The organism is Pedobacter segetis (assembly GCF_016623585.1).
Taxonomy (GTDB): Bacteria; Bacteroidota; Bacteroidia; order Sphingobacteriales; family Sphingobacteriaceae; genus Pseudopedobacter; species Pseudopedobacter segetis.
In genome coordinates, this window is sequence record NZ_JAEHFY010000014.1 from 81,945 (window position 1) to 108,026 (window position 26,082).

The window sequence follows — 26,082 nt, forward strand, 5'->3', positions numbered from 1 at the left end:
GGTAAAATTATTTTTTATCGGGTTGCAACTGACTGATCGATTTTTGCATTTGTGCCATCATGGTAGTCAAACTTTCCATAGTTGGCTCTGGTGTTGGTTGTGGCAATTCTGTAGATATGTATGCTTTAGCTTTCCAAATCTCTACAATATCATCTGCGGCAACAAAATAAGGTTCATAGATGGCATTGTCAGAAACTAGTTTTAAGCCTTTATCTGCTTTTAATTTAGAACCCATTCTTTTATATACAACCCCATCATTTTTGCTTACCACAACTGCAGTTTCGCCAACTTTAAGATCATTCCAGTTTTCTACGTATTCAGAAATGATGATAGAGCCAGAGGGGAGGGGCAACATAGAATCGCCTTTGATCTCAAAAGCCCTAAATGTGCCATTTTTGAAAATCGGTAAAGAAAACTTGGGCAATGCACCCACAAATTCCGGGTCGCCGTAGCCGTTCATATAGCCTGCACTAGCTTTAACCGGTACCAATTCAATGTTTTCATTATCATCTTTATCAACCGTGATGCTTAAAACACGCACATTATTATTGCTGTTTTTGGGTTTGGCTATCCATTTATCGTTAATTACCTCATTAATCAGTTCATCTATGCTCAATTCAAAATAAGTAGAGAACTTTTTAAGAAGATCGTATTTAGGTTCTGCCCGGTCTTCTTCATAGGCACCAACCAATGATCTTTTTATCTCCATGGCATCGGCAAATTGTTGCTGCGTTAAACCATTTTTCTTTCTCAGGTATTTAATGTTATCCGATATTTTTCCCATTTCAAAAAAATAAATTTGCTTTTACTAAAATTATTAGTATTTTTATGCCAATAAAATTAGTAATAATTATTTGATTAATAAAATCAATTTTTAAAACGTTTGATTTAAGCCGTTTAAGCACATATAAAGATGAAAAAAGTAGAAACCAAAAGATTTGTATTTATTGTAACCGATAGGAATAGGAATAATTTACACGTAGGTTTAAGCAGTAACATTATCAAAACCATGGATTTTTATAGGCTGATGCCTAATTTATTTTTTGATGCAGGCAAACAGCTAACCAATTTGGTATATTTTGAAGAGTTAAGCACAGAAACAGCCGCCGAAATAAGGTTTAAAATCATCAATAGGTTTACAAGGGCACAAAAAGAGAAAATAGTAAGGTCTGTAAATTCTGACTGGATAGATTTGACCAACGCTTTGAAATATGATGGAATTAACAAAAGGGTGGCTTTTGCGCAACCTTTATTGAGTTTTGCCTCTTAGTTTATTTTAAGAACCGATAAATGCCCATGTTTTCTTAAAATAAATGTTTATTAATTTTTGTTAAGTTTATTTTTGTTTTAATTTGCAAGGCTAAACTAAAACGAACTTAACGCATCTCTTTAATGAAGCTTTTATTAAAAGTAATTTTAATTACTGTTGGTTTCATTTCTCTTAAAAGCATAGTTAAAGCTCAAAACATATCCAATGAAGGTAATCTGTTTTGGGTTTGTTTTGCTGATCACGTACCGGCTAATAATTCATTGGCTACCATGTCTGTTTTTGTAACCTCTAAAAACAATAGTAGTGGTGTGGTAAGCTGTGGATCTTTTACCCAAAGGTTTACCGTGGCGGCCAATAAAGTAACCGAGGTTTTGGTGCCCAGATCCGTTTCTTTTATTGGCACCGGCACCGGAATATCGCCCAATAAAGGGATAAAAATAGAAACCGATCAAGGACAACCAGATATTGTTGTGTATGCCCATGTTTTTGCTGGTGCCAGATCTGCGGCCACATTGGTTTTACCTTACCAAGCTTTAGGCCAGAAGCATTTTGCCATGTCTTATGATCAAAAAATACCGGCAAACGCTTCTGCGTATTCTCAATTAAACGTGGTTGCGGTTGATGCCAATACAACTTTTAACGTTACCCCAGTAATAGATGGGGTAAAACAAAGCAAGTTTTCCATCACGCTACAAAACATAGGCGATGTTTATCAATACCAAAATGTTAAAGACGTTACGGGTACGGTTATAGAGGTAGATTCTGTTACTTCGGGATGTAAAAGAATTGCTGCATTTTCTGGAAGTTCTGCGGTTGCGATAGGAACCAGCACTTGTAATCCTTTGCAGGGTAATGTTAGCTTAGATCCCTTATTTCAACAGCTTTATCCGATAGATAGTTGGGGATATACTTATCCGTTAATCCCTTTCTACAATAGAAATACAGGGAGTATTTACAGGGTCATAGCTACAGAAGACGGTACGGTTGTAAATATTGATGGGTTGACCATAAACCTTAATGCTGGCGACTTTTATTCTTCGCCCGCTATTGATTCTGTTTCTTTGATCAAGGCCAACAAGCGTATTTCCGTTGCACAGTTTGCCCTATCGCAACAATGCTCTGATAGTAGAAACTCGGTTAATAATACCGATGAGGTTGGCGACCCGGATATGGTAATCCTTAATCCGTTAGAATACAGCATTGATAAAATAACTTTATATTCTTCAACAAAACTGGCTATCTCAGAGCAATATATCAATGTGATCATCCCAACCGCAAAAGTTTCGAGTTTTAAAATCAACAATTTAGATTTTAGTGGGAGTTTTAGTCCAGTCCCAAAATTTGCAGACTATTCTTATGCTCAAATTTACCTTAACGCTTTAGGCGGAAATAATTTTAGCCTTTCGGCCGATACAGGTTTTAACGCAACCGCTTATGGCTTTGGCCCCGTAGAATCTTATGCCTATTCTGCAGGGACAAGTTTAGCATCTACCACAACCGTTAATGCCTTAAAGAGCAGTACCAACCAAATAGTAAAGATTGCTTGCGTTAACGAAGCGTTTGATTTCAGGCTTTTGCTGCCTTATATCCCTACAAAGCTTGTTTGGAATTTGGATGATACTTCGGCTCCTTTTATACAGAACAACCCAACCTATAACAAGGTTACGCAAAACAATAAAATTCTTTACGAGTTTAAGTTGCCCGCTAAAAAAACTTTTACTACCAGCGGCAATAAACTGATTAAAATAACCGCCAGTTTGCCAACAAATACAAATGTTTGCTCTACAACCGATGAAGAGATCGTCAATTTCAATTTAGAGGTCAGCGATTTACCGGTAGCAGAATTTAGTTCTAAAGATAAAGTTTGTGTCACCTTTCCGCTTCAGTTTAATTACGTAGAAAAAAACGTTGGGGAACCAGTAACAAAATGGTTATGGGATTTTGGCGATGGAACAACCTCTACTTTAAAAGACCCTAGCCATAGCTTTAATAAAATAGGCAATTATAAGGTTAAATTAAGCTTACAAAGTAAAATTGATTGCGCTTCTAACGTTTTTGAAAAAAGTATTTCGGTAATTGATCCGTTAACACCGGCATTTGAAACCCAAAACCCCTTGTGTGTAAACAGTAGTATTAAATTTGCCGATTTAACTCAAAGTACCGATGGCTTTAGCAGTTGGACCTGGGATTTTGGAGATGGTACGGGAAGTAATTTACAAAGCCCAAACCATACCTTTACAAAAAGCGGCAACTATAATGTTAAGCTCACGGTAGTTTCTATAACCGGCTGTAAATCATTTATCAATAAAATAATTAAAATAAGTGATTTAGCAGAGATAGATTTTTTGGACCCAGGCTCTTGTATTAATGATTTAGTTAGTTTTGAAGGGATAATCACTAAAGGAAATGTGGTTTCTTGGCTTTGGGATTATGGCGATGGATCTAACGATGTGGTAGAAAAAGTAAAGCAGAAAACTCAACATAGATATTTAAGTACCGGTATATATAATGTTAAATTACAGGCAGTTTCTGCCGAAGGCTGTACAACTACTTTAACTAAGAGCATTACCGTAAGTGGCTCCAATCCGAAGGTGGCTTTTGATGTTTTAAATAAGGATAATTTATGTAGCAATACACCCGTGAGCTTTAAAAATAATTCTTCAATAGTATTTGGGAACATTGTTAAACTAGAAATTATTTATCAATACAGTACAACGGGCAACCAGATTGTTTTTACCGATAATCATCCTGTTTCTGGTAAGATCTATAACCATCAGTACCCAGCTTCCTCGGTTGATAAAAATTATCAAGTAGTTTTTAAGGCTTATTCTGGAAATTCTTGTTACCAAGAGAGCGCTCCTTTAACCATCACTGTACACGGTAGTCCTTTAGTGGTTTTTGATGATATTCCGCCTGTGTGTTTAAATGCCCCAAAGTTTTTATTATCAGCGGCAAAAGAAACAACGGGCATTGCCGGGACGGCTAAATTAGAAGGAGAAGGGGTTGTGGGCGGCTTTTTTGACCCTGCTGTTGCGGGCGTGGGCAACCATCTGATCACTTATACTTTCACATCAAATAAAGGCTGCCAAGATCAGGTTTCTAAAATTATTACTGTTAGTGATATTCCGGTGGTTGATGCTGGCCAAGATCTGGATATTTTATTATCCGGAGAAAAACAGATAGATGCTAAGGCAACAGGTAACGGGTTAAAATATAAGTGGATACCATCAGTTGGTTTAAGTAATGATAGCATTGTTAATCCCATTGCATCACCTAAAGAAACCACAAAATATACATTAACGGTTACCTCTAAAGAAGGTTGTGTAGTCGCAGATCAAGTTACGGTAACTGTTCATATAGATCCCTATATACCTAATGTTTTCTCTCCAAACGGAGATGGCATTAATGATACTTGGGTAATTAAGTATTTAGAGACTTTTGTTAACGCTTCTATAAAGATTTTTAATAGATATGGGCAAATAGTTTTTAGTGCCAAACAATATAACACGCCTTGGGATGGCAAATTCAATAACACGGATATGCCGGTTGGGGTCTATTATTATATTATTGAGCCAAACAATGGAAGAAATAGATATACGGGATCGATAACTTTATTAAGATAACGATGAAGATAAGCTACCGCATATTTATTGTTTTATCATTTTTAAGTTCTATTTGCTATGCTCAGCAAAGGCCGCATTATACCCAATATTTACAAAATATGGATATCATCAATCCTGCGGTTACGGGTATGTTTAAAGCTGTTACTGTAAAGGCGGGATTTAGAAATCAATGGGTTGGTATTGCAGATGCACCAAAAACCAGTTATATAACTATTCATACCCCATTAAATATTGATGGTAGTATTCTTACTGCAGGATCGGCGGATTATGGTGTGGATGAACCCTTTACACGTTCTGAAAAAGACGCTTATGAATCTTCAGAAAACCATCATGGTATCGGTTTTACTGCCCTTAACGATAAAACGGGCCCAATTAACAGAACTACCTTAAATTTAACTTACGCCTATCATATTATGCTGGGCGATATTGCCAATCTTTCTTTCGGAGTTGGGGGAGGTGTAAGCAGGATTGGATTAAACACAGATGTTTTACAATTTGAAGACCCTAACGATCCTGTGGTAACTCAAGGGCAGATTATTAATTGGTCGCCAGATTTGAACGTTGGGTTTTATTTTTATGGAAGTCAGTTTTATTTTGGGGGATCAATACAACAGGTTGTAAAAGAGAAGCTATCTTTTGCAGACAACTTTGATAAAGGAGCACAGATCCCTCATTATTTTTTAACCGCTGGTTATACCATTTGGGCAAGTGAGGATATTGCAATTACATCATCGGTAATGTTGAAATATGTAAACCCCACCCCAAAAGCTTTCGATTTTAATCTTAAAGTGGCATTCAGGAATAATTTTTGGTTAGGAGGGTCTTACAGAACCAAAGATGCTTACGCTGTTTTAGCAGGTTTTACCATCAGCAAAACAATGAACGCTGGTTACTCATTTGATAAAACCATTTCTACTTTGCAAAACATCAATTCTGGGACACACGAGTTTGTGCTGGGATTTAAGTTTTAATATTAAAAGTTCATTGGTTCACTGCGTATCATTAGCTCATTAGTCTAATGGATTTAGACAAAATGATAGCATTCTAAATGAACTAAAATAAAACATTCAGCATTTACTAATGAACTATTAAAATTTATCATTAAAAATTACCTAAAATTCTTTCCATCACTTCTAAACCTTCATCAATGTGTTGCTTTTCCATAATGAGTGCTGGGCGGAAACGAATAGTTTGATTGCCGCAACCTAAGAACATCACATGATGTTCAATCCCTTTGCTGATAAATTTATCCCTCATTTCTTTAGATTGGAAATCAAAAGCGGTTAATAATCCCTGACCTCTAACATTACTAATTCTATCGTCTTTTTCTGAAATCTTGATCAATCTATCTTGCAGGTATAGGCCTACCTTTGCCGCATTTTTGCACAGATCATCCTCTTCAATAATTTCCATTATCTTGCTAGAACGCACCATATCTACCAAATTACCTCCCCAAGTAGAGTTTAATCTTGATGATATTTTGAATACATTATCTTCTACTTCATCTAATCTTTGCCCTGCCAAAATTCCGCAAACCTGCATTTTTTTGCCAAAGGCGATAATATCTGGTCGGGCTTTTTTGCCAAAATTTTGATGGCACCAGAATTTTCCCGTTAATCCAACTCCTGTTTGTACTTCATCATAAATTAACAAAGCATCATTTTCATCACATAAAACCCTTAGTTGCTCTAAAAATTCTTGCCTCACGTGGTTATCGCCCCCTTCAGATTGTATGGGTTCTAATATGATAGCGCATATCTCGTCTTTATGCTCGGCGAAAGCCATTTTAATTTGTGCGATGGATAATTCTTCTCTTTTGATGACATCGGCTAAACTTTCTTTGTTAAGCGGGAATTGAATTTTAGGAAAAGAAACCCTTGGCCAATCAAATTGGGCAAACCATTTTGTTTTATTGGGCATTGTATTAGTTAAACTCATGGTATAACCCGTTCTTCCATGAAAAGCTTGCTCAAAATGTAACACCTTTTTGCCTATTTCTTTACGATGGCCTTTTGCAAAATTCTTCTGTACTTTCCAATCCATAGCAGCCTTTAGTGCATTTTCTATGGCCAAGCCGCCACCAGCGATAAAAAAAGCATGGGGAAGATAATCTGGGATACCGATTTTTGAGAAAGTGGCTACAAATTGGGCATATTGGGTGGTATAAATATCAGAATTGGAAGGATTTGCCATAGCGGCCAAAAAAAGGTTTTTTTTAAAACCTTCATCCTCTATCATTTTGGGATGGTTATAACCAATAGGAACAGAAGCAAAGCAGGTAAAAAAATCTAGAAGTGTACGGTTATATTTAGAATCGTAAATCCTTACGCCTTGGCTTTTTTCTAGATCAAAAGTAAGGTCGTAACCATCGGCTAAAATATGTTTTGATAATGTTTTTTTTACTTCTTGTGGAGATACAGATAGTTTGTACATAGTGTAATTGGGTTTACTCAAATGTACCAAATAGCCCTTGGATATGCAACAGGGGTGGTTTTTAGCGAATATGGGTTTAAACTGTTTAAAGCCTTATTATTTTAGATTTTGCTAAAATAAAAACTTTATTGCTCTTAACATCTCCCTTTTTCCGGCTGCGCCAGGTGCTTTTTCTACCTTCATTCCTAGCCCTTTCATAATCCGTTTTAAATCGCCAGTAATGGCATAAGTTACAAAAACACCATTAGGTTTTAAGAAAGATACAATTTGCGTAATAAAGTCTTTTGTCCACAGTTCTGGCTGGTTATTAGATGCAAAAGCATCAAAATAGATAACATCAAAAAGTTGATTGGTTTTAAAACCCTTGGCATCCTCACAAACTATCTGTAAACAACAAAACTCGTTTAAGGGAATGCTTTTCTGTTTTGAAACTTCGTAATTGTTTTTAAACCCTGCCCATGTATTTGTGGATACCAATTCTTTGTAATCTGTTTGATCTATCAGATCAAAACTCAAGGGGAAAGCCTCTAAACCAACATAGTTCAAGTTTATCTGCTTTCCTGTACAAAAATCATGAGTGAGCAAGTAATTTAGGCCCGTACCAAAACCAACTTCTAAAACAGAAACTTGATCTACTATTTTATCTGCTAAGTAATAGCGAAGGCCAGAGTTTAGAAAAACATGGTTACTTTCTTGTAATGCCCCATTTCTGCTATGATAATTTTCTTTTATCATAGGATGATAAATGGTTTTAGAACCATCGGCGGTTAAAACAATTGATAAACCTGTAATTTCTGACATTAAGAATAGAGGATGATTAAGTTACAGAACACAAAAACAGATTTCTTGTTTTCTTGAATGTTTAATAAACTTTTGTGCCCTGGGTTACCCATTTAGACCACTTTTTGTTATAGGTATGTATTTCTGATGTTTGCACTCCGTTAGATTTATATACCGGGTTTCCTTCGTTTACCCATTCAAAAATGCTCCCGTAAAGGTTATGGACATTTTTATAACCATCTTTTATCAGTTTACTGGCAATTTTCTCGCTTCTGTAACCAACCGAACAGTAAACCACAATATTAGCATCCTTTGGTATATCATAAACTTTACGCATATCAAACCAAATATAGCCTACGTTTCTGGCATTTTTGATATGGCTCACTTCAAATTCTTCTTTTTCCCTAGCGTCTAATAAATACACATTTTTAAGGTGTTTTAAAGAATCTACAGAGATAAGCGGGGCGCTATGATCATAAAGATTATCCAGCATATCTTTAAATTCTGGGTCTTTTATTTGTGCAAAGGAAGCGAAAGGAGAAATTAAAACAATTAGAGTCCAAAGTTTTTTAAACATATTTTTTAAACGCATTAAGCTTTAAAAATGTTGTAAATAATTATAAAAGGCAAATCTAAAATTGATTTATTATTTGTTATGGATGGTTTAAATCTTGTTTTTTGTGCTAATTTAGACTTAAAAATTTGGTTATGCTTCTGATTATCTGCGCTATATTTGTTTTGCTCATCCTTTATTTTTTCATTAAAAATAAATTAAATTCTGGTAAGCATCCCAAGTTAAATTCTTTTGATTTTGATAAGCTGCTTCAAGAACACGTAATATTTTATCAGAATTTAGGCATTGAAGAAAAAACAAAATTTAAAAATGCTCTAAATGAGTTTTTAGAGCATACCGATATAGAAGGAGTAGGTACAGAAATTACAGATTTAGACCGTGTGCTAATTGCTTCAAGTGCCGTAATACCGGTTTTTAGCTTTGCCGGATGGAGGTATAAGAATTTAAGAAACGTAATTTTATATCCTGATACTTTTAATGGGCAATACCAATATGAAGGCGAGGATAGAGGTATTTTAGGGATGGTTGGCACAGGCTATATGAACGGACAAATGCTACTTTCTAGGGCAGCTTTGGTGCAAGGCTTTTCTAAAAATAACGGGAAGCACAATACCGCAATACATGAATTTGTTCATTTGTTGGATAAAAGCGATGGTTCTACAGATGGCATCCCCGAGATTTTGATGGCACATGATTATAGTATCCCTTGGTTAAAGATGATGCACCAAGAAATGAGGAAAATTGAAAAAGGGAAATCTGATATTGATAGTTATGCTTTAACAAATGAGGCCGAATTTTTAGCCGTAGTTTCTGAGTATTTTTTTGAAAAATCAGGTGCTTTTGAGAAAAACCATCCAGAACTGTATAATATTTTGAGCAAAATGTTTTTACAAGATCCCGCTAAAGATTAAATTTTACGTTGTTCACTAATTCCTTAATGCCAAGCTTATTTATTTTTTCTAATTGCGGTATATTCGCAACCACTTCAATTCCGGTTGTTTTAATGATAATGTTTTCTGTTGATGGGTTTTTATCTCCGTTAAAAACGACGCCTTTGATTTTGATGTTCCTACTTTTTAAAGCTTCTATAGAAAGTAAAGTATGGTTAATGCTTCCCAAGTAGTTTTTAGAAACTAAAATTACCTCTACATCTAATTTTTTGATCAAATCGATGATCAAATCTTTATCATTTAAAGGAACCATTAAGCCGCCAGCACCTTCAATAATCAGATTATTATCGGTTTCTGGGATTTTAAAATTGTTTAGATCGATTTTAACATGATCTAAATTTGCGCTATGATGCGGAGAAAAAGGCTGAGTTAGACGATAGGTTTCTTGATGAAAAAAAGATCTATCGTTACTGATTAGATTTCTGACTTTATCGGTATCTGAATTATCTAAATCTCCAGATTGAATGGGTTTCCAATAATCTGCTTTTAATTTTTCTACTAAGCAGGCAGATACCATGGTTTTACCAATTTCTGTCCCAATACCGGTTATAAAATAGATTTTACTCATTAATTTTCTTTTATTTTTTGAACCAAAGCTTCAATTTCTTGTATTGTGTTGTAAGCATGTAGGCAAATCCGCAAGCGTTCTTTTCCTTCAGGTACAGTTGGACTTAAAATTGCCTTCACATCAAAATTATTTCGTAACAATTTGTTTGATAATAATTTACAAGCATCATTTCCACTAATTATTAAAGATTGGATAGCCGTTTCACTTTCTATAAATTGATGAGAAATATCAGTTTTAATAGAATTGAAAAGAAATATATTCACTTTTAATTTTTGGATATCGACTTTACCTTTTATGTTTTGATATGCCATTTTTATGGCAACCAAACTATGGAACGGTAGGGCAGTGGTATAAATAAAAGACCTTGCAAAATTGATTAAGTAAGAGCGCAAATTTTTACTTCCCAAAACAATTGCACCATGGCAACCTAAAGCTTTTCCGAAAGTAAAAACACGGGCGAGAACATCTTTTTCTAATCCTAGTTTTTGCACCAATCCCAAACCATCATCACCAATAACACCTAAAGCGTGGGCTTCATCAACAATTAAATGGGCATTATATTTTTTGGCTAAAGCCGATATTTCTTTTAATGGGGCAATATCGCCGTCCATAGAATATACGCTCTCTGTTACGATAAAAATATTCCCTTTGGCGTTTTTCAACTTCTGGGTTAAAGAGTTTAAATCGTTATGCTTAAATATAAAACGGTTGGCATTGCTCAGTCTTGCGCCATCTATTAAACTGGCGTGTAAAAGCTCATCGCAAATTAAGGTATCGCCCTTTTGGGCAACCGAAGAAAGCAAACCCAAATTGGCATCATAACCAGAGTTAAAGATCAAACCCGCATCAGCCCGATGGATTTTTGCTATTTCTTTCTCTAAATCCTCGGCGTAAGCCAAATTGCCAGAAAGTAGCCTAGAACCTGTGGCGCCCAACAAATAATGAGGTTGGTTTTTCAGCTCGGCCGCAATTTTCATTTTTAAATCTTCACTTCTTGCATACCCCAAATAATCGTTAGAAGAAAAATCCATCAGTTTTCTATCGCTGCTTTTCAAAATCCGCAATGAATTATCCTTGGTCCTTTTATCTAATTTATCTGTTAAAAAGCTATGCAATTTTTAAAATTTGATTTAAAATTCGGCGTTTTTTGGAAATCTTGGGAAAGGGATTACATCGCGGATGTTTGTCATACCGGTTACAAAAAGCACCAATCTTTCAAAACCTAAACCAAAACCGGCGTGTGGCGCTGTTCCAAACCTACGTGTATCTAAATACCAATAAAGTTCTTCTTTAGGGATGTGCATTTCTTCCATTCTGGTTTGTAATTTATCCAAACGTTCTTCCCTTTGCGATCCACCAACCATTTCGCCAATGCCAGGGAAAAGGATATCCATAGCCCTAACGGTTTTTCTTCCCTGTTCATCGGGTTCGTTCATCCTCATATAAAATGATTTGATGTTTGCCGGGTAATCGGTTAAAATAACCGGTTTTTTAAAGTGTTTTTCTACCAAATAGCGCTCATGTTCAGATTGTAGGTCTGCGCCCCAATCATCTATCAAATATTTAAACTGTTTTTTTTGGTTGGGTTTAGATCGTTTTAAAATCTCTATCGCTTCGGTATAGGTTAAACGCTCAAAACTGTTTTCTAAACAGAAATTCAGTTTTTCCATCAATGTAAACTCGCTTCTTTGGTTTTGAGGTTTGTTTTTTTCTTCTTCTGCTAAACGAGAACTTAAAAATTCCAGCTCATCGGCACAGTGATCAATGGCATATTTGATGGTGTATTTTAAAAGTTCTTCGGCCAAGTTCATGTTATCCTCCAAATCGGCGAAAGCCACTTCTGGCTCTATCATCCAAAACTCTGCGAGGTGACGGGTGGTGTTAGAATTTTCTGCCCTAAAAGTTGGGCCAAAAGTATATATTTCTCCTAAAGCCATGGCACCAAGCTCGCCTTCTAACTGACCAGAAACAGTTAAGTTGGCAGAACGACCAAAAAAATCTTCCTTAAAATCTATGTTCCCATCCTCGGTTTTGGGTGTGTTTTCAAAAGGTAAAGTGGTTACCCTAAACATCTCGCCCGCACCTTCCGCATCAGAAGCGGTGATGATCGGTGTATGTAAATAAACAAAGCCTTTATCGTTAAAAAACTGATGTATGGCAAAAGAAAGTGCGTTTCTAACTTTGAAAATGGCATTAAACGTATTAGTGCGAAAACGTAAATGAGCAATTTCCCTTAAAAATTCTAAGCTATGTTTCTTGGGCTGCAAAGGGAATTTCTCGGCATCGCTCTCTCCCAAAATCTCTATATTTGATGCCTTAACTTCGCATTTTTGTCCTTTCCCTAAAGATTCTACCAAAATCCCTTTAACCTTTATTGCCGCACCTGTGGTAATTTTTTTCAAAATGTTTTCTGGCGTATTTGCGAAATCTACTACAATTTGGAGATTAGACATTGATGAACCATCGTTTAAAGCAACAAATTGGTTGTTTCTGAAAGTTTTAACCCAACCCATTACGGTGGTTTCCCTGTTAAACTCGGTAGATTTTAATATGGCCGAAATCTTTTCTCTCTTGATCATGTAATTTATTTTGTATTGCGAGGTGTAAAAATACAAACCTTTCTGTCATTCTCTAAAATTAAGAAAGACTAACAGATTTATTTTTTTAAAAGGGAGGGTATGTAAATAAAAAAGCGGATTTATATTAAATTAAAGATTTATGAAATCTGTAATCCAAATTATAATTCTGATAGTTCTTTATCGCTATTGCGGTAAGATTACCTTTAAAAAGGGAAAAAAATATGATTATGAAGGCAGGTAATGATCATTACCCGCCTATTTAGAGAAGTTAAAATTCTTTACAATCTGATACTATATAAATAAAACCATTATTTTCCTCAACAGGCTTACCATTGTACACCTCATAAAGGCTCCCATTTTTATACAGTAAATTAACTGGCATTTTAGAACCGTCTTTACCTTCTGATGAGTAGGTATAGTTTAATTTTAATGTATCCTTATCCATGGTTCCTTGTAAATCGCCTTTTGTGTTGTCTTTTTCTGCAAACTTATACCATAACTTGCCCGTTACTTTATCGTTTACCTTCTTTAACGATAGAAAAGCAGAATCTTTTTTTAATGTTGCGGTATAACATTGCCCTGCTGCGGTAAGTTTCAATTCTTTTACATCGCTATCCACACTGCCTTGCATGGGTTCTACGGTTGGATATTCTGCAGTTGGTTTTTTTTGGTTTTGATTGCAGGCTGCCACAGCTAACAATAAAACTATTCCGGTAAATAATTTTCTTTTCATGATTGCTTTTATGATTTCTGATGACAATTTTTGTGCCTTTTTAATAAAATAACATGTTTATTGTACTGTTTAGCAAACTGGCACAGTTTTGAATTATTTATGTTAAACCAATAATATAATAAGATGGACAATTTAAAGAAATTTGATCTGATGGGAAAAATAAGTCGTGAATTAGACGACCTTAAGCATAGCCAAACTGCAGTGATTCAGAAAATAGGTAAGATTGAAGTTGACAACATGGAACTTAACAATGTTAAATTGGAGAACAAACTAGGAGAAATGCATCAAAATGCTTCTGATATATTAGATTCTATTGCTGCCGTTTTAGAAAACTTTGAAGAGGTTAAAAATAAATTTGAGGGCAAGAACAATATTGCTGGTTTAAGGGAGCAAGAAAGTTTAAATAATTCAAAGTAATTTGTTGTAAAGGCTTTATGTTTCTGCTTTTAACAAAAAAGCCATTACTTTTTGGGTAATGGCTTTGATGATTTTAAATGTGATCTATATTAAGAGACCCGCAATTAAGCAAGTTTAACATTCACTGCATTTAATCCTTTTTTTCCGTCTTGTAGGTCAAAAGTAACTTCATCATTTTCTCTGATTTCGTCAACCAGACCCGAAACGTGTACAAAGTATTCTTTGTTTGTTCCGTCTTCTTTAATAAAACCAAAACCTTTGGTAGAATTAAAGAACTTTACTGTTCCATTGTTCATTATGTATTGTTATTAATTTATACAAATGTATGTATTAATATTTTAATATTAACTAATTTTTTAATTTTTTGATAATCAGTACTATTATGCGGCTTTATTGAAAGTTGGCAAACTTATTTTATTTTCAAATTATATCCTAAAAATAAAATTTTGGCCAAGCTTTGGCATTTATCCTGATATGCTCCTCGATAAATGATTTCAAATTTTTATATTTGAGCCTTAATGGGGTTTCTCTTTCCTGAGTTTCTTTTTGCCTTGCTTTTGATTGCCATTCCGGTTATCATACATCTCTTCAATTTTAGAAAGTTTAAGAAAGTATATTTTACAAATGTTAGGTTTTTAAAAGATGCCCAACTACAAACATCATCTACACAAAAATTAAAAGAAAGGTTAATTTTACTGAGCCGTGTGTTGGCTATCATTTTCTTGGTATTAGCGTTTGCACAACCTTTTTTAAAAAACAGTAACACTAAGAGCATCTATAAAAATTCTGTTGTAAGCATCTATATAGATAACTCTTACTCTATGGAAGCCGTGAACAAAAACGGGACTTTATTAGACGAAGCCAAAAGAAATGCCATAGAACTGGTAAATGCTTATTCTTTGAATGATAAATTTCAGTTACTTACCAATGATTTTAGCGGCAAACAGCAAAGATTGATCAATAAAGAAGAGTTGTTGGATGAACTGAACGATATTAAGACTTCCCCGGTTTTCAGAAATTACCAAGCGGTTATAGATAGGCAGCAAAATTTTTTAGCCTCGCAACAACAGGTAAAAAAAGTAGCCTATCTCATTTCTGATTTTCAAAAACAAAACCAAGAAATTTTAAGAAAAGATACTGCTATCAATTTTTATCTTATACCATTGCTGGCTAATGACCTGCCTAACCTATCGGTTGATACTGTTTATTTTCTTTCTCCGTTCCATCAGCCTAAGCAAAAAGAAAATTTAGTTTATAAGGTTACCAACCATTCTGATAAAGAAGTAGAAAATATTCCCATAAAACTTACCATCAACGGTTTGCAAAAGGCGATCGCAAGTTTGAGCATCAAACCAAATGCTTCAAAAACAGATACTTTAGAGTTCTCTAATCCTAGTGCTGGTTGGCAAAATGCTAAACTTTCTGTAAAAGACTACCCAATCGTTTTTGATGATAATTTAAACTTCACTTTCGAGGTAAAAAGCAAGCTGCCCGTTTTGGCCATTTTTGATAAACAGCCTTTGCAAAACATCAAAATCGCTTATCAAACAGATGCTTTTTTTGATTTTAACGAAGTTGACCTATCGCAAATAAATTATAGCGGCCTTGCTAACCAGCAATTTGTGATTTTAGAAAACCTTAAAACAATATCATCGGGTTTAACCCAGCAACTAAAGCAATTTGTAGATAACGGAGCAAGTCTGAGCGTTTTTATTCCTTTAGATGCCGATTTACCAAGCTACCAAACATTTTTTCGTTCGTTAGCAACAGATTATCCAACTGCGCTCATCGATCGAAAGATACAGTCAAAAAAGTTAGATTTAAGCAGCCCTGTATTTACCGATATTTTTGAAAAAACACCAAAAAATATCGATTTGCCCTTTGCTTCTAAATATTTTAGCAGTTCTTCTCTGGTTAAAACCACCAAAGAGGTTTTAATGGAAGGGGAAGGGAATGTTCCGTTATTGGATGTTTTTAAAACCGGAAAAGGCAAAGTTTATATTTCTTTTATCCCCATAGAAAAAGAAGCATCTAACCTTTCTCAACACGCCCTTTTTTTACCGATACTTTTTAAAATGGCATTGCTATCGGCAAAAGGGCAAAAGTTGTTTTACACCATCGGGAAAAATCAAGAAGTAGAGATCCCCAGTTTAAATATACCCGAAAATGAAAATATCTTAATAAAAAACAAGGATCTAGAGGTTATCCCAGAAATGATAAAGAAACCCTCGGAAACGTTGCTTTATTTTGCTGATCAACTTAATAAACAAGGCATTTACGATGTTTATCTGAAAGATAGCTTATTAGCCCAATTTGCATTGAATGAGGATAGAAAAGAATCTGATCTTAAATTTTATAACAGGGCAGATTTGAGCGATATTTTTAGTTTGAAGGATGAAAATATACTTAAAAGCAATGATCAAGCATTGAGTAAACAAATAGAAGTAGCTAATTTTGGTACCAGTTTATGGAAACTTTGCATAATTTTAACCATCTTGTTTTTATTGATGGAAGTTTTACTGATCAGGTTTTTCAAAAACAACAACATTAAACACCGTAATTTAAAATGATTGAATCGATTTTAATTAAATCTTGCAAAGTTATTGATCCAAACTCTCGCCACAACCAGAAAGTTGTTGATGTTTTGATTGAAAATGGTACGATAAAAAAAATTGGGGGAAATTTAGTTTTTAGCGGCGAAACAATAAACGGGAGCGGAAAGTACCTCTCACCAGGCTTCTTTGATATGAATGTTAGTTTTGGTGAGCCAGGCTTAGAGACCAAAGAAGATTTTGAAACCGGCAGCAAAACCGCCATTGCAGGAGGTTTTACAGGTTTGGCGATTATGCCACACAATTTACCTACAACAGATTCTAAGTCTCAGGTAGAATTCTTGATCAATAAGGCCAATGGTAATTTGGTTGATATTTATCCATATGGATGCCTATCTCAAAAGCGTGAAGGAAAAGACTTGGCCGAGCTTTTTGACATGAAAAATTCTGGGGCCATCGCTTTTACCGATGGCGATAAACCTATACAAGATGCTGGTTTGATGGAAAGGGCATTGCTTTATGCCAAAGGTTTTGATGCCTTGGTTTTATCTTACCCTGAAGATGGTTCTATTGCAGGAAAAGCCAAAATGAACGAAGGGGCTATGAGTACACTTTTGGGCATGAAGGGCATCCCCAGTTTAGCAGAAGAGTTAATGGTTGTTCGCGATCTATATTTAACAGAATATACAGAATCTAAAGTGCATTTTTCTACCATTTCTACTGCTCATTCTGTAGAACTGATTAAAGCGGCCAAGAAAAAGGGCATTAAAGTAACCTGTGATGTTGCCGTACATCATTTGGTTTTAACAGATGAAGCTGTAAAAGATTTTGACAGTAATTACAAGGTTAAACCCCCTTTAAGAACCTTAAAGGATGTAAAAGCTTTGATAAAGGGATTAAAAGAAGGGGTAATTGATGCGGTGGTTTCCCAACATACACCCCAAGAAATTGAATTTAAAGAAGTAGAGTTCGAGATTGCAAAATACGGTATATTGGGTTTGCAAACGGTATTGCCTATAATGTTAAAAGCAGGGTTTACCGTTGAAGAGGTTGTTGAAAAATTGAGTATCAAACCTCGTGAAATTTTAGGATTGCAAATCCCAAAAATTGAAGAAGAACAAAAGGCCAATCTTGTTTTATTTAACGAAGAAGAGTGGCTTTATAACCAAGACACAAATTTTTCTAAATCGGCAAATACGCCGTTTTTAAATAAACATTTAAAAGGAAAAATTTGGTTAACTTGTAATAATGATCAAATTATAGTATCTAATTAAACATCTATCACAATAAATTATGGATAACAAAGTAAAAAATGCTTTAGAAAGTTTGCTGAATACTTTCTCTGCTTTAGAAAATGTGCCTGCACAACAAGAATTGAGTAAACTGAACCAGATTTTTAATGGTGATGAAGATTTTATGACCAAGCTAATGCTGATGGATAAAGTTTTTGACCATTCGCCAAAACTGGATGCGGTTAGGGAAATAACCTTCGACTTATTATTGATCAATTTCTTTGCAGAAGATACCAAAAAACTAGACGAAGACTATTTAGACTCACCAGAATGGGAAAAAATAGAAGAAGAAACCTTAGATAGAGGAACAGAATTATTGAATTTATTGCTTTATTTGAATGAATGTAAAGACGAAGAAATAGACCCCTCATTAGATGATTATTTAAAAGAGTTCCTTTTGGTAGATGAAGACGAGTTTCAGGACGAACATCGCATATATGAAGATGTAATAGCCAATCAAATGCTAATGGAAAGCAGTATGGAAGAAATTGCTAGGGTTTCTAAAAGCTTAGATGAAGAATCAGAGATAAGAGAGATTTTTTATCCAATGATGGCTTTCTTTTATGAAACCGAACCATCAGATACCGACCAGAAAAAATTCAAAGATTTAAGTGAAGACCCTGCTTTTGATGCAGCTATATTATCGTTAATTTTAAGTTTTAATCAATAAATATCAATCAAACCTTATTCAATATGGAAACTTTAAACAAAAACGCGGTTAACAATGGGATAATAATAGCTATTATTGGGCTTGCGATCCAACTTTTAACCTATTATGCGGCACCTGCAATGCTCGGCGCAACTTGGTATGGCATTCTAATTGGCTTAATTACTTTAGGCATTTACATAGCATTAACCATAGACCTAAGAAAAAAAACGGGAGGCTACTGGAATTTTAACCAAGCTTTAAGAGGCATATTTATTATGTCTTTGATCGCAAACGTGATCACCAGTGTTTTTAATTTCATTTTTTATAAATTTATAGAAACAGGTGCTTATGACAAAGTTAAAGGCTACGTAGCTGATGGACTAACTTCTACATTTGAAAAAATGGGGATGAGCGGTGATGAGATGGATAAAGCCATTGAAAAAGCAACTGAAAGCTTAAAGGCACAATACCAGCCAACTGCATTAGATTTTCTTAAAAATATCGCAATTGCGATCATCATAGGTTTTGTGATGTCGTTGATTTTTGCGGCCATTTTTAAAAAGAATCCCCCAATGTTTGCCCCTGTAGATGAAGTGGAATAGAAAAAAAATAAATTATATTTGAAAAATTAAAAAAACGTTTGATGTCTATCATCGAGCGTTTTTTATTTTAAGATAGCTTTTGGCTTTTTGCCTTCAGCTTTGAGCATATAAAAATGAATATCTCTATAGTTGTACCTGCATATAATGAAGCAGAATCTTTACCAGAACTAACCGAATGGATTAGGAAAGTAATGCAGCAGCACAATTTTTCTTATGAAATCATTTTAGTTGATGATGGGAGCAACGACGGTACTTGGGCTAAAATCGAAGAGCTGCACCAAACACACCCAGCGGTTAAAGGGATAAAATTTAGACGCAATTATGGTAAATCCGCAGCATTAAATGTGGGTTTTGCGGCAACATCCGGTGAGGTTATCATTACCATGGATGCCGACTTGCAGGACTCGCCAGATGAAATCCCAGAATTGTACAGGAGGGTAAAAGAAGAAAATTTAGACCTGATTTCTGGTTGGAAAAAGAAGCGTTATGATCCGTTAAGCAAAACCATCCCCACAAAATTCTTCAATGCCGCCACCAGGAGAATGTCGGGAATTAATAACCTTCATGATTTTAATTGTGGCCTAAAAGCATACAGGAGCGATGTTATTAAAAACATAGAAGTTTATGGCGAAATGCACCGCTATATACCTGTTTTGGCTAAATGGGCAGGTTTTAATAAAATTGAAGAACAGATAGTAGAGCATAGGGCCAGAAAATATGGTACAACAAAATTTGGTTTTAGCCGCTTTATAAACGGTTTTCTTGATCTATTATCTATATTTTTTGTCGGGAAGTTTGGTAAAAGACCGATGCACTTTTTTGGTACAATGGGGGTCTTAAGTTTTTTGATCGGCACCATAATGGCCCTTTGGATCATAGGTGAAAAGTTATACCATATTGCAGCCCACATTAAATTAGAAAGAGAAGTAACCGATCAACCCTTGTTTTATATTGCTTTAGTTGCGGTAATTTTAGGCAGCCAACTATTTTTAACGGGTTTTGTGGCAGAATTAGTTGCAAGAAGTTCTTCTAGCAGAAATAGTTATCAAATAGAAAAAGAGATATAGAGAACCTTTTTTAATTAACTGTTCAAATTTTGAATAAATCTAATTAAAATAACTAGGTAATTTTCTTTATTCTGATTTTCAGATTAGCAAATCTTCAATAAAAAATGTTCTTCTCCATTATCATTCCTTTATACAATCGCCCGCAAGAGATAAAAGAACTTTTGCAAACTTTAATAAAGCAAAATTATACAGCTTTTGAGGTTTTGGTTATTGAGGACGGTTCTACAGAAGATGCTGAAGAAATCGTAAGATCATTTCAAAACAATTTAGACATCCATTATCATTTAAAGAAAAACGAAGGACAAGGCTTTGCCCGTAACTATGGTTTTGAAAAAGCCAAAGGCGATTATTTCATCATTTTTGATTCTGATTGTTTAATTCCTTCAGATTATCTAGAAAACGTCAAAAATTATCTTTACAATAATTATTTAGACGCTTTTGGAGGCCCTGATGAAGCACACCCTTCTTTTACACCTATACAAAAAGCAATCAGTTACGCCATGACTTCGGTTTTTACAACAGGCGGTATAAGAGGGAGGTCTAAGAATGCAGGTGGCCAGTTTCATCCCCGCAGTTTTAATATGGGGGTTTCCCGAAACGTTTGGGAAAAAGTTGGAGGATTTATTATTACCAGATTAGGCGAAGATATTGAGTATTCTATTCGTATCCAGCAAGCAGGGTTTAAAATTGGTTTGATACCAAGTGCAAAAGTATTTCACAAAAGGCGTACAAGCTTTAAACAATTTTGGAAACAGCTACATTTCTTTGGAAGAGCAAGGATAAATATCACCACTTTTTTCCCTAATACATTAAAGGCGGTTCATTTTTTCCCAGCAATATTTACCCTGGGCATAATATTTACTTTGGCGGCAAATCTATTAAATTTGGAAATCGCTGCGTTTTGTAACATATTTTTGTTGATTTATTTATTATCTATATTTATTGATGCTTGGTTTAAAAATAAATCTTTTAAAGTTGCATTTTTAAGCATCTTTGCAGCCATCATACAATTAACGGCTTATGGTTTTGGCTTTATGCAAGATTTTTGGATGAAATTAATTTTAAAAAACAAATAAAATTTAGCTCTTGGGCATTTTGCTCTTAGCTTTCGGATGATAAACATGGAACAATCTTTTTCTGTATTGGATATTTTAGAAACCTCTTGGGACCTAACCAAAAAGAATTTTTTAATCATAATTGGCTATTCTTTGGTAGCGTTTATTACCATTGCCTTGGTACAGCTTATTTATATGGGCATGGTTGCATCAGAAAATGTAATTTTAAGTACCATAGGGTTTTTTTCTTTTTTGATCGTAAACAGCATGGCCAACCTAGGTTTCTATAAACTTATTTTTAGATTGATAGATGAGGAGGAAGAGGATTTTTCTGTAAAAGCGGTTATTCCATCGTGGAAAAATATTTTCAGCTTTGTAAGTATTACCTTATTAATTGGAGTAATTGTGGCCACTTTTACCTTGGTTTATACCCAACTTTTAAAAGTTGGATCTTTTGCAGATTTTGTAGAGACATTAAAGGGCAAACCTATATACTTAGAATCTTTAGCTGTTTTTGCTTTTATACTATTGTTACTAGCGGCCATGCGCTTTATGTTTTTTCCTTGTTTTATCGTAGATGATGACTCTACTGGTTTTGAGTCTTTAAGACAAAGTAGGGCATTATCACAAGATAATTTGATAAAAATAATGGTGGTTTTGGCTTTGGTTGTTGCTTTTATAGCATTAGGCTTTTTGGCATTAGGGATAGGGATCATAGTTACCTATCCTTTTACAAATGTGATATTGGTGGTAACCTATAGGCGTTTAGTAAATGATTACATCAATGAACATCCCGAAGAGCAAAAAGTAGGATAGTAACATGGGATTAAAGGCGTTTTTAAGTAAATTATTTGCAGCTTATACCGTCAAAAAAATGGATAGGTGGAAGTTTAATGCGGTAGCCTATCAACAAAAAACACTTACCCAACTTATCAAACAAGCAAAAAACACTTCATTTGGTAAAGATCATCGGTTTTCTTCCATTCTATCTTATCAAGATTTTAAGAAAAATGTACCAATTTACGACTATGAAGATTTAAAGCCTTACATAGAGCGGGTTATTGAGGGAGAAAAAAATGTTTTATGGCCAGGTAAACCTCAATATTTCGCTAAAACATCTGGTACTACCTCTGGCGTAAAATACATCCCTATCTCAAAAGAATCAATGCCTCAGCATATAAAGGCAGCTAGAAATGCGCTTTTATCTTACATTTATGAAACTGGCAAGACAGATTTTGTAAATGGCAAAATCATATTTTTGCAAGGAAGCCCTAGAATGGATAAAAAAGCTGGTATTCAATTCGGTAGGTTATCGGGCATAGTGGCCAACCATGTACCTAAGTATCTTCAAAAAAACAGGTTGCCAAGTTATGGGGTTAATTGCATAGAAGATTGGGAAAACAAAGTGGATGCCATTGTAGAAGAAACGGTAAACGAAGATATGCGCCTGATTTCGGGGATCCCACCTTGGTGCCAAATGTATTTTGATAAGCTTTTAATTAAAACCGGTAAATCAAAAATTAAAGATGTTTTCCCAAATTTTAAGCTTTTTGTTTATGGTGGCGTTAATTATGAACCTTACCGGTCAAGGTTAGAAGAAAGTTTAGGTTTTAAGGTTGATAGCATAGAAACCTATCCTGCTTCGGAGGGTTTTATAGCGTTCCAAGATAGCCAAAAAGATAAATCATTATTGCTTTTGGCCGATGCCGGTATTTTTTATGAGTTTATACCCACAGATGAATTCTTTAATGAAAAGCCAACTAGGTTAAGTTTAGGAGAAATTGAACTCAATAAAAATTATGCAATTATTTTAAGTACTTCCGCTGGGTTGTGGGCATATTCTTTAGGAGACACCATTAAGTTTGTTTCAAAAAATCCTTATAAATTATTGGTAACTGGCCGCATAAAGCATTATATATCAGCATTTGGTGAGCATGTAATTGGAGAAGAGGTTGAATTAGCTTTGTTGTCGGTAGCGAAACAAGAAAAATTAGAGATTACCGAATTTACCGTTGCCCCACAAGTAAATCCCCCGAAAGGGGAATTGCCATTTCATGAATGGTTTGTAGAGTTTGTAGAAACGCCGAAAGATCTACAACAATTTGCTTTAAAAGTAGATGCGGTTTTACAGCAAAAAAATATATATTACAAAGATTTGATAAACGGCAAAGTATTGCAGCCTTTAATCATTAAGCCATTAAGGCCTGCGTCATTTATCAGCATAATGAGAAAAGAAGGTAAATTGGGTGGGCAAAATAAAGTCCCTCGCTTAGCTAATGATAGAAACCTAGCAGATAAACTAGAACCATATATTACAATAATATAAGTCTTTCAACTTTAGACTTTATAATTTAACTTAAATTAAAGATTTGCCTCAACATATAAAAAACATTGCCATCCTGGGATCAACAGGAAGCATCGGAACACAAGCCTTAGAAGTTATAGCCGCCAATCCCACGTTATTTTGCGCCAAGGTTTTAACGGCACAATCAAACGTAGAATTACTTGTACAACAAGCTTTGATATTTAATCCAAGCGTAGTTGTAATTGGAGATGAGCGTAAATATCAAGAATTAAAAAAAGCGTTAGAAAACACTACTATAGAGGTTAAAGCTGGCGCAGAGGCACTTTGCGAAGTGGTTTTATTACCAGAACTAGAAATTGTATTAACTGCTTTGGTTGGTTTTGCAGGTTTAAAACCTACAATCGCTGCCATTAAGGCAGGCAAACATATCGCTTTGGCAAACAAAGAAACATTGGTTGTTGCCGGTGAGTTAATTACCAATTTAGCAAAACAACACAATATCAGTATTTTACCGGTAGATTCAGAGCATTCGGCTATTTTCCAATGCCTTATCGGCGAGTTAGACGCAATAGAAAAAATATATCTTACCGCTTCTGGCGGGCCGTTTAGAGGCAAAAATATCGAGTTCCTTTCCGAGGTCACAAAACATCAAGCGCTTAAACATCCTAATTGGGTAATGGGCGCAAAGATCACCATAGATTCTGCATCTTTGATGAACAAGGGTTTAGAAGTGATAGAGGCGAAATGGCTTTTCAATCTAGATGTCGAACAAATAGATGTCATCGTACACCCACAATCTATCGTACATTCCATCGTTCAGTTTCAAGATGGTTCTATGAAGGCACAAATGGGTTTGCCAGATATGAAATTGCCCATACAGTACGCTTTAGCCTATCCAAACAGATTAAAAAATGATTTTAAAAGATTCGATTTTTTAGATTATCCATCATTAACTTTTGAACAGGCTGACACTAAGACATTCAGAAATCTTGCTTTGGCTTTTGAAGCCCTAAAAAAAGCCGGAAATATGCCATGTATTGTCAATGCGGCAAATGAAGTGGTGGTGGCAGAATTTTTGAAAGAGCAAATCGGTTTTTTGCAAATGAGCGAAGTAATAGAAACCTGTATGGCAAAGCTAGATTTTATTAAGAACCCATCTTTAGAAGATTATTTTGAATCTGATAAACAAACCCGCATTTTTGCGAAAGAATTAGTAACAAATATTTAACAAAAAAAATAAAAAAACATATAAATGGATGTATTAGTGATGGTTGCCCAGCTTATTCTAGGGCTTTCAATTTTAATTGTGCTGCATGAACTAGGTCATTTCTTAACGGCAAGGGCATTTGGAATTAAAGTAGAAAAGTTTTATCTGTTTTTTGATGCCTGGGGCTTTAAGCTTTTTAGCATAAAATATAAAGATTGCGAATATGGCATAGGCTGGTTGCCGTTAGGCGGTTATGTTAAAATTGCGGGGATGATAGATGAATCTATGGATACCGAAGCATTAGAGGCCCCCGTACAACCTTGGGAATTTAGGGCCAAGCCCGCCTGGCAACGTTTAATAGTGATGTTGGGTGGTGTTACCGTAAACGTGATATTAGGGATTTTTATTTTTTGGATGCTAACCTTTAAATACGGCGAAACCTATTTGCCCAACCAAGAATTGCAGTACGGGATTGCCCCCGGGATAGTAGGGCAGCAGATTGGCTTAAAGCCAGGAGATAAGATCACAGAGATAAACGGTAAAAAAGTATTGCGTTTTGATGAGATACGCAGTTCTGATGTGTTGTTGGGTAACTCTAGATTAACCGTTTTAAGAGACGGTAAAACACAAGATATTGCCATCCCTGCAAATATTTTAAATGCAGTTTCAGATTATGGTATCGATGAATTTGTTGCCCCAAGGTTAAAGTCCAAAATCGGGGAAATTAGCCCTGGGAGCGCAGCAGAAAAGGCGGGTTTAAAAAAGGGTGATATCATTATTACCGCAAACGGCGAAAGTGCCATCTTTAGTGACGAATTGAGGGATATCTTAAATAAAAACAAAAATAAAACTTTACAAATTACCTATGTACGCGGAAATGATAGCTTAACAACACCTATAAAGACATCTTCTGAAGGCACTTTGGGCTTTTATTTCGATACAGAATATTTAAAAACCAAAACTAAGGATTTTACTTTTTTAACCGCCTTACCAGAAGGTGCTTCAAAAGCTTGGAGCTCTTTAACCGATAACGCTAAGGGTTTGGGCAAGGTTGTTAGGGGAGAGGTTAAGGCAACCAAAGCTTTTTCTGGCCCGGTAGAGATAGCCCGAAAACTATACGGAGGTACATGGGATTGGATTAAATTTTGGAGCATTACAGGTTTGCTTTCAATGGCACTTGCTTTAATGAATTTACTGCCTATCCCCGCATTGGATGGTGGGCATGCCGTTTTCCTAATTATCGAGATGATAAAAGGAAAACCATTGAGCGATAAATTTATGGAAAGAGCCCAAATGGTGGGTTTTGTGATCCTTGCTACTTTAATGGTATTTGTATTAGGGAACGATATTTTTAAAGTGTTCACTAAATAAGGTAAAAGCTGTTAGGTAAAAGGTTTAAGGACTCGCAATTCCTTTTACCTCAAAC

24 protein-coding genes are annotated in these 26,082 nt (G+C 35.1%); 15 read left to right on the plus strand and 9 right to left on the minus strand.

Annotation, left to right across the window (positions count from 1 at the left end):
• Positions 1-7: 7 nt before the first annotated feature.
• A complete protein-coding gene (locus tag I5M32_RS11070) occupies positions 8-784 on the minus strand; it encodes an XRE family transcriptional regulator (RefSeq protein WP_200586300.1) in 777 nt (258 codons plus the stop codon).
• A gap of 129 nt (positions 785-913) precedes the next feature.
• On the opposite strand from I5M32_RS11070, the gene I5M32_RS11075 reads away from it, so the two are divergent.
• From I5M32_RS11075 to I5M32_RS11085, 3 genes are all read left to right on the plus strand, one after another.
• A complete protein-coding gene (locus I5M32_RS11075) occupies positions 914-1,270 on the plus strand; it encodes a GIY-YIG nuclease family protein (RefSeq protein ID WP_200586301.1) in 357 nt (118 codons plus the stop codon).
• 122 nt (positions 1,271-1,392) lie between these two features.
• Entirely contained in the window at positions 1,393-4,893 is a 3,501-nt protein-coding gene (locus tag I5M32_RS11080) for a PKD domain-containing protein (RefSeq protein WP_200586302.1), read from the plus strand.
• A 2-nt stretch (positions 4,894-4,895) separates the two neighbouring features.
• The gene (locus I5M32_RS11085; RefSeq protein ID WP_200586303.1) at positions 4,896-5,864 is read left to right on the plus strand and encodes a PorP/SprF family type IX secretion system membrane protein; all 969 of its coding nucleotides are present in this window, start codon (positions 4,896-4,898) and stop codon (positions 5,862-5,864) included.
• 130 nt (positions 5,865-5,994) lie between these two features.
• Here I5M32_RS11085 and lat read toward each other — a convergent pair whose 3' ends face one another.
• The 3 genes from lat to I5M32_RS11100 all read right to left on the minus strand — a co-directional run bounded on the left by lat (position 5,995) and on the right by I5M32_RS11100 (position 8,683).
• Positions 5,995-7,326: an L-lysine 6-transaminase gene (gene lat / locus I5M32_RS11090; protein ID WP_200586304.1), complete on the minus strand. Its 1,332-nt coding sequence runs from the start codon at positions 7,324-7,326 to the stop codon at positions 5,995-5,997.
• A gap of 111 nt (positions 7,327-7,437) precedes the next feature.
• Positions 7,438-8,127: a tRNA (5-methylaminomethyl-2-thiouridine)(34)-methyltransferase MnmD gene (mnmD, locus tag I5M32_RS11095; protein WP_200586305.1), complete on the minus strand. Its 690-nt coding sequence runs from the start codon at positions 8,125-8,127 to the stop codon at positions 7,438-7,440.
• Positions 8,128-8,188: 61 nt separating this feature from the next.
• Complete coding sequence (locus tag I5M32_RS11100; RefSeq protein ID WP_200586306.1) at positions 8,189-8,683, minus strand: rhodanese-like domain-containing protein; 495 nt, start codon at positions 8,681-8,683, stop codon at positions 8,189-8,191.
• Between the two features lie 131 nt (positions 8,684-8,814).
• Here I5M32_RS11100 and I5M32_RS11105 point away from each other — a divergent pair, with 131 nt between their 5' ends.
• The gene (locus I5M32_RS11105) at positions 8,815-9,591 is read left to right on the plus strand and encodes a M90 family metallopeptidase (protein WP_200586307.1); all 777 of its coding nucleotides are present in this window, start codon (positions 8,815-8,817) and stop codon (positions 9,589-9,591) included.
• Here I5M32_RS11105 and bioD read toward each other — a convergent pair.
• From bioD to I5M32_RS11125, 4 genes are all read right to left on the minus strand, one after another.
• Positions 9,581-10,198 carry a dethiobiotin synthase gene (gene bioD / locus I5M32_RS11110; protein ID WP_200586308.1) on the minus strand — a complete coding sequence of 206 codons (618 nt, stop codon included), beginning with the start codon at positions 10,196-10,198 and terminating at the stop codon, positions 9,581-9,583. The two genes, I5M32_RS11105 and bioD, sit on opposite strands and share 11 nt — an antisense overlap.
• Positions 10,198-11,313 (minus strand): aminotransferase class I/II-fold pyridoxal phosphate-dependent enzyme, encoded by a 1,116-nt coding sequence (locus tag I5M32_RS11115; RefSeq protein WP_234461938.1) that lies wholly within the window; start codon positions 11,311-11,313, stop codon positions 10,198-10,200. The genes bioD and I5M32_RS11115 overlap by 1 nt, the downstream gene beginning before the upstream one ends.
• 15 nt (positions 11,314-11,328) lie before the next feature.
• Positions 11,329-12,777 (minus strand): asparagine--tRNA ligase, encoded by a 1,449-nt coding sequence (asnS, locus tag I5M32_RS11120; protein WP_200586309.1) that lies wholly within the window; start codon positions 12,775-12,777, stop codon positions 11,329-11,331.
• 268 nt (positions 12,778-13,045) lie between these two features.
• A complete protein-coding gene (locus I5M32_RS11125) occupies positions 13,046-13,510 on the minus strand; it encodes a hypothetical protein (RefSeq protein ID WP_200586310.1) in 465 nt (154 codons plus the stop codon).
• A 123-nt stretch (positions 13,511-13,633) separates the two neighbouring features.
• Between I5M32_RS11125 and I5M32_RS11130 the strand changes: the two genes are divergently transcribed.
• Positions 13,634-13,927 (plus strand): hypothetical protein, encoded by a 294-nt coding sequence (locus I5M32_RS11130; RefSeq protein ID WP_200586311.1) that lies wholly within the window; start codon positions 13,634-13,636, stop codon positions 13,925-13,927.
• A gap of 104 nt (positions 13,928-14,031) precedes the next feature.
• On the opposite strand, the gene I5M32_RS11135 is transcribed toward I5M32_RS11130, so the two are convergent.
• Positions 14,032-14,223 (minus strand): cold-shock protein, encoded by a 192-nt coding sequence (locus I5M32_RS11135; RefSeq protein WP_017259446.1) that lies wholly within the window; start codon positions 14,221-14,223, stop codon positions 14,032-14,034.
• Positions 14,224-14,445: 222 nt separating this feature from the next.
• Here I5M32_RS11135 and I5M32_RS11140 point away from each other — a divergent pair, with 222 nt between their 5' ends.
• The 10 genes from I5M32_RS11140 to rseP all read left to right on the plus strand — a co-directional run bounded on the left by I5M32_RS11140 (position 14,446) and on the right by rseP (position 26,027).
• Positions 14,446-16,497, plus strand: a complete 2,052-nt coding sequence (locus I5M32_RS11140; RefSeq protein WP_200586312.1) for a BatA domain-containing protein — start codon at positions 14,446-14,448, stop codon at positions 16,495-16,497.
• The gene (locus I5M32_RS11145) at positions 16,494-17,753 is read left to right on the plus strand and encodes a dihydroorotase (protein WP_200586313.1); all 1,260 of its coding nucleotides are present in this window, start codon (positions 16,494-16,496) and stop codon (positions 17,751-17,753) included. Before I5M32_RS11140 ends, I5M32_RS11145 begins: the two co-directional genes overlap by 4 nt.
• A gap of 19 nt (positions 17,754-17,772) precedes the next feature.
• Entirely contained in the window at positions 17,773-18,441 is a 669-nt protein-coding gene (locus I5M32_RS11150; RefSeq protein ID WP_200586314.1) for a hypothetical protein, read from the plus strand.
• Between the two features lie 23 nt (positions 18,442-18,464).
• The gene (locus tag I5M32_RS11155; protein ID WP_200586315.1) at positions 18,465-19,022 is read left to right on the plus strand and encodes a DUF4199 domain-containing protein; all 558 of its coding nucleotides are present in this window, start codon (positions 18,465-18,467) and stop codon (positions 19,020-19,022) included.
• A 113-nt stretch (positions 19,023-19,135) separates the two neighbouring features.
• A complete protein-coding gene (locus tag I5M32_RS11160) occupies positions 19,136-20,089 on the plus strand; it encodes a glycosyltransferase family 2 protein (protein WP_200586316.1) in 954 nt (317 codons plus the stop codon).
• Positions 20,090-20,193: 104 nt separating this feature from the next.
• Positions 20,194-21,165 carry a glycosyltransferase gene (locus I5M32_RS11165; protein WP_200586317.1) on the plus strand — a complete coding sequence of 324 codons (972 nt, stop codon included), beginning with the start codon at positions 20,194-20,196 and terminating at the stop codon, positions 21,163-21,165.
• 45 nt (positions 21,166-21,210) lie between these two features.
• Positions 21,211-21,960 carry a hypothetical protein gene (locus I5M32_RS11170; protein ID WP_200586318.1) on the plus strand — a complete coding sequence of 250 codons (750 nt, stop codon included), beginning with the start codon at positions 21,211-21,213 and terminating at the stop codon, positions 21,958-21,960.
• Between the two features lie 4 nt (positions 21,961-21,964).
• Positions 21,965-23,470: a GH3 auxin-responsive promoter family protein gene (locus I5M32_RS11175; RefSeq protein WP_200586319.1), complete on the plus strand. Its 1,506-nt coding sequence runs from the start codon at positions 21,965-21,967 to the stop codon at positions 23,468-23,470.
• A 43-nt stretch (positions 23,471-23,513) separates the two neighbouring features.
• On the plus strand, positions 23,514-24,677 hold the full coding sequence (locus I5M32_RS11180) for a 1-deoxy-D-xylulose-5-phosphate reductoisomerase (protein WP_234461939.1): 1,164 nt from the start codon (positions 23,514-23,516) through the stop codon (positions 24,675-24,677).
• A 24-nt stretch (positions 24,678-24,701) separates the two neighbouring features.
• The gene (gene rseP, locus I5M32_RS11185) at positions 24,702-26,027 is read left to right on the plus strand and encodes an RIP metalloprotease RseP (RefSeq protein ID WP_200586320.1); all 1,326 of its coding nucleotides are present in this window, start codon (positions 24,702-24,704) and stop codon (positions 26,025-26,027) included.
• The last annotated feature ends 55 nt before the right edge of the window (positions 26,028-26,082 follow it).

Excerpts from the sequence above, each read along its gene's own strand:
- bioD (WP_200586308.1), bottom strand. The coding sequence starts at position 10,198 with ATGAGTAAAATCTATTTTATAACCGGTATTGGGACAGAAATTGGTAAA.
- rseP (WP_200586320.1), top strand. The coding sequence starts at position 24,702 with ATGGATGTATTAGTGATGGTTGCCCAGCTTATTCTAGGGCTTTCAATT.
- I5M32_RS11170 (WP_200586318.1), top strand. The coding sequence starts at position 21,211 with ATGGAACAATCTTTTTCTGTATTGGATATTTTAGAAACCTCTTGGGAC.
- I5M32_RS11085 (WP_200586303.1), top strand. The coding sequence starts at position 4,896 with ATGAAGATAAGCTACCGCATATTTATTGTTTTATCATTTTTAAGTTCT.
- I5M32_RS11155 (WP_200586315.1), top strand. The coding sequence starts at position 18,465 with ATGGAAACTTTAAACAAAAACGCGGTTAACAATGGGATAATAATAGCT.
- I5M32_RS11145 (WP_200586313.1), top strand. The coding sequence starts at position 16,494 with ATGATTGAATCGATTTTAATTAAATCTTGCAAAGTTATTGATCCAAAC.
- I5M32_RS11175 (WP_200586319.1), top strand. The coding sequence starts at position 21,965 with ATGGGATTAAAGGCGTTTTTAAGTAAATTATTTGCAGCTTATACCGTC.
- I5M32_RS11105 (WP_200586307.1), top strand. The coding sequence starts at position 8,815 with ATGCTTCTGATTATCTGCGCTATATTTGTTTTGCTCATCCTTTATTTT.
- I5M32_RS11130 (WP_200586311.1), top strand. The coding sequence starts at position 13,634 with ATGGACAATTTAAAGAAATTTGATCTGATGGGAAAAATAAGTCGTGAA.
- I5M32_RS11080 (WP_200586302.1), top strand. The coding sequence starts at position 1,393 with ATGAAGCTTTTATTAAAAGTAATTTTAATTACTGTTGGTTTCATTTCT.
- asnS (WP_200586309.1), bottom strand. The coding sequence starts at position 12,777 with ATGATCAAGAGAGAAAAGATTTCGGCCATATTAAAATCTACCGAGTTT.
- I5M32_RS11070 (WP_200586300.1), bottom strand. The coding sequence starts at position 784 with ATGGGAAAAATATCGGATAACATTAAATACCTGAGAAAGAAAAATGGT.
- I5M32_RS11160 (WP_200586316.1), top strand. The coding sequence starts at position 19,136 with ATGAATATCTCTATAGTTGTACCTGCATATAATGAAGCAGAATCTTTA.
- I5M32_RS11165 (WP_200586317.1), top strand. The coding sequence starts at position 20,194 with ATGTTCTTCTCCATTATCATTCCTTTATACAATCGCCCGCAAGAGATA.
- I5M32_RS11075 (WP_200586301.1), top strand. The coding sequence starts at position 914 with ATGAAAAAAGTAGAAACCAAAAGATTTGTATTTATTGTAACCGATAGG.
- I5M32_RS11150 (WP_200586314.1), top strand. The coding sequence starts at position 17,773 with ATGGATAACAAAGTAAAAAATGCTTTAGAAAGTTTGCTGAATACTTTC.
- lat (WP_200586304.1), bottom strand. The coding sequence starts at position 7,326 with ATGTACAAACTATCTGTATCTCCACAAGAAGTAAAAAAAACATTATCA.
- I5M32_RS11140 (WP_200586312.1), top strand. The coding sequence starts at position 14,446 with ATGGGGTTTCTCTTTCCTGAGTTTCTTTTTGCCTTGCTTTTGATTGCC.
- mnmD (WP_200586305.1), bottom strand. The coding sequence starts at position 8,127 with ATGTCAGAAATTACAGGTTTATCAATTGTTTTAACCGCCGATGGTTCT.
- I5M32_RS11100 (WP_200586306.1), bottom strand. The coding sequence starts at position 8,683 with ATGTTTAAAAAACTTTGGACTCTAATTGTTTTAATTTCTCCTTTCGCT.
- I5M32_RS11135 (WP_017259446.1), bottom strand. The coding sequence starts at position 14,223 with ATGAACAATGGAACAGTAAAGTTCTTTAATTCTACCAAAGGTTTTGGT.
- I5M32_RS11125 (WP_200586310.1), bottom strand. The coding sequence starts at position 13,510 with ATGAAAAGAAAATTATTTACCGGAATAGTTTTATTGTTAGCTGTGGCA.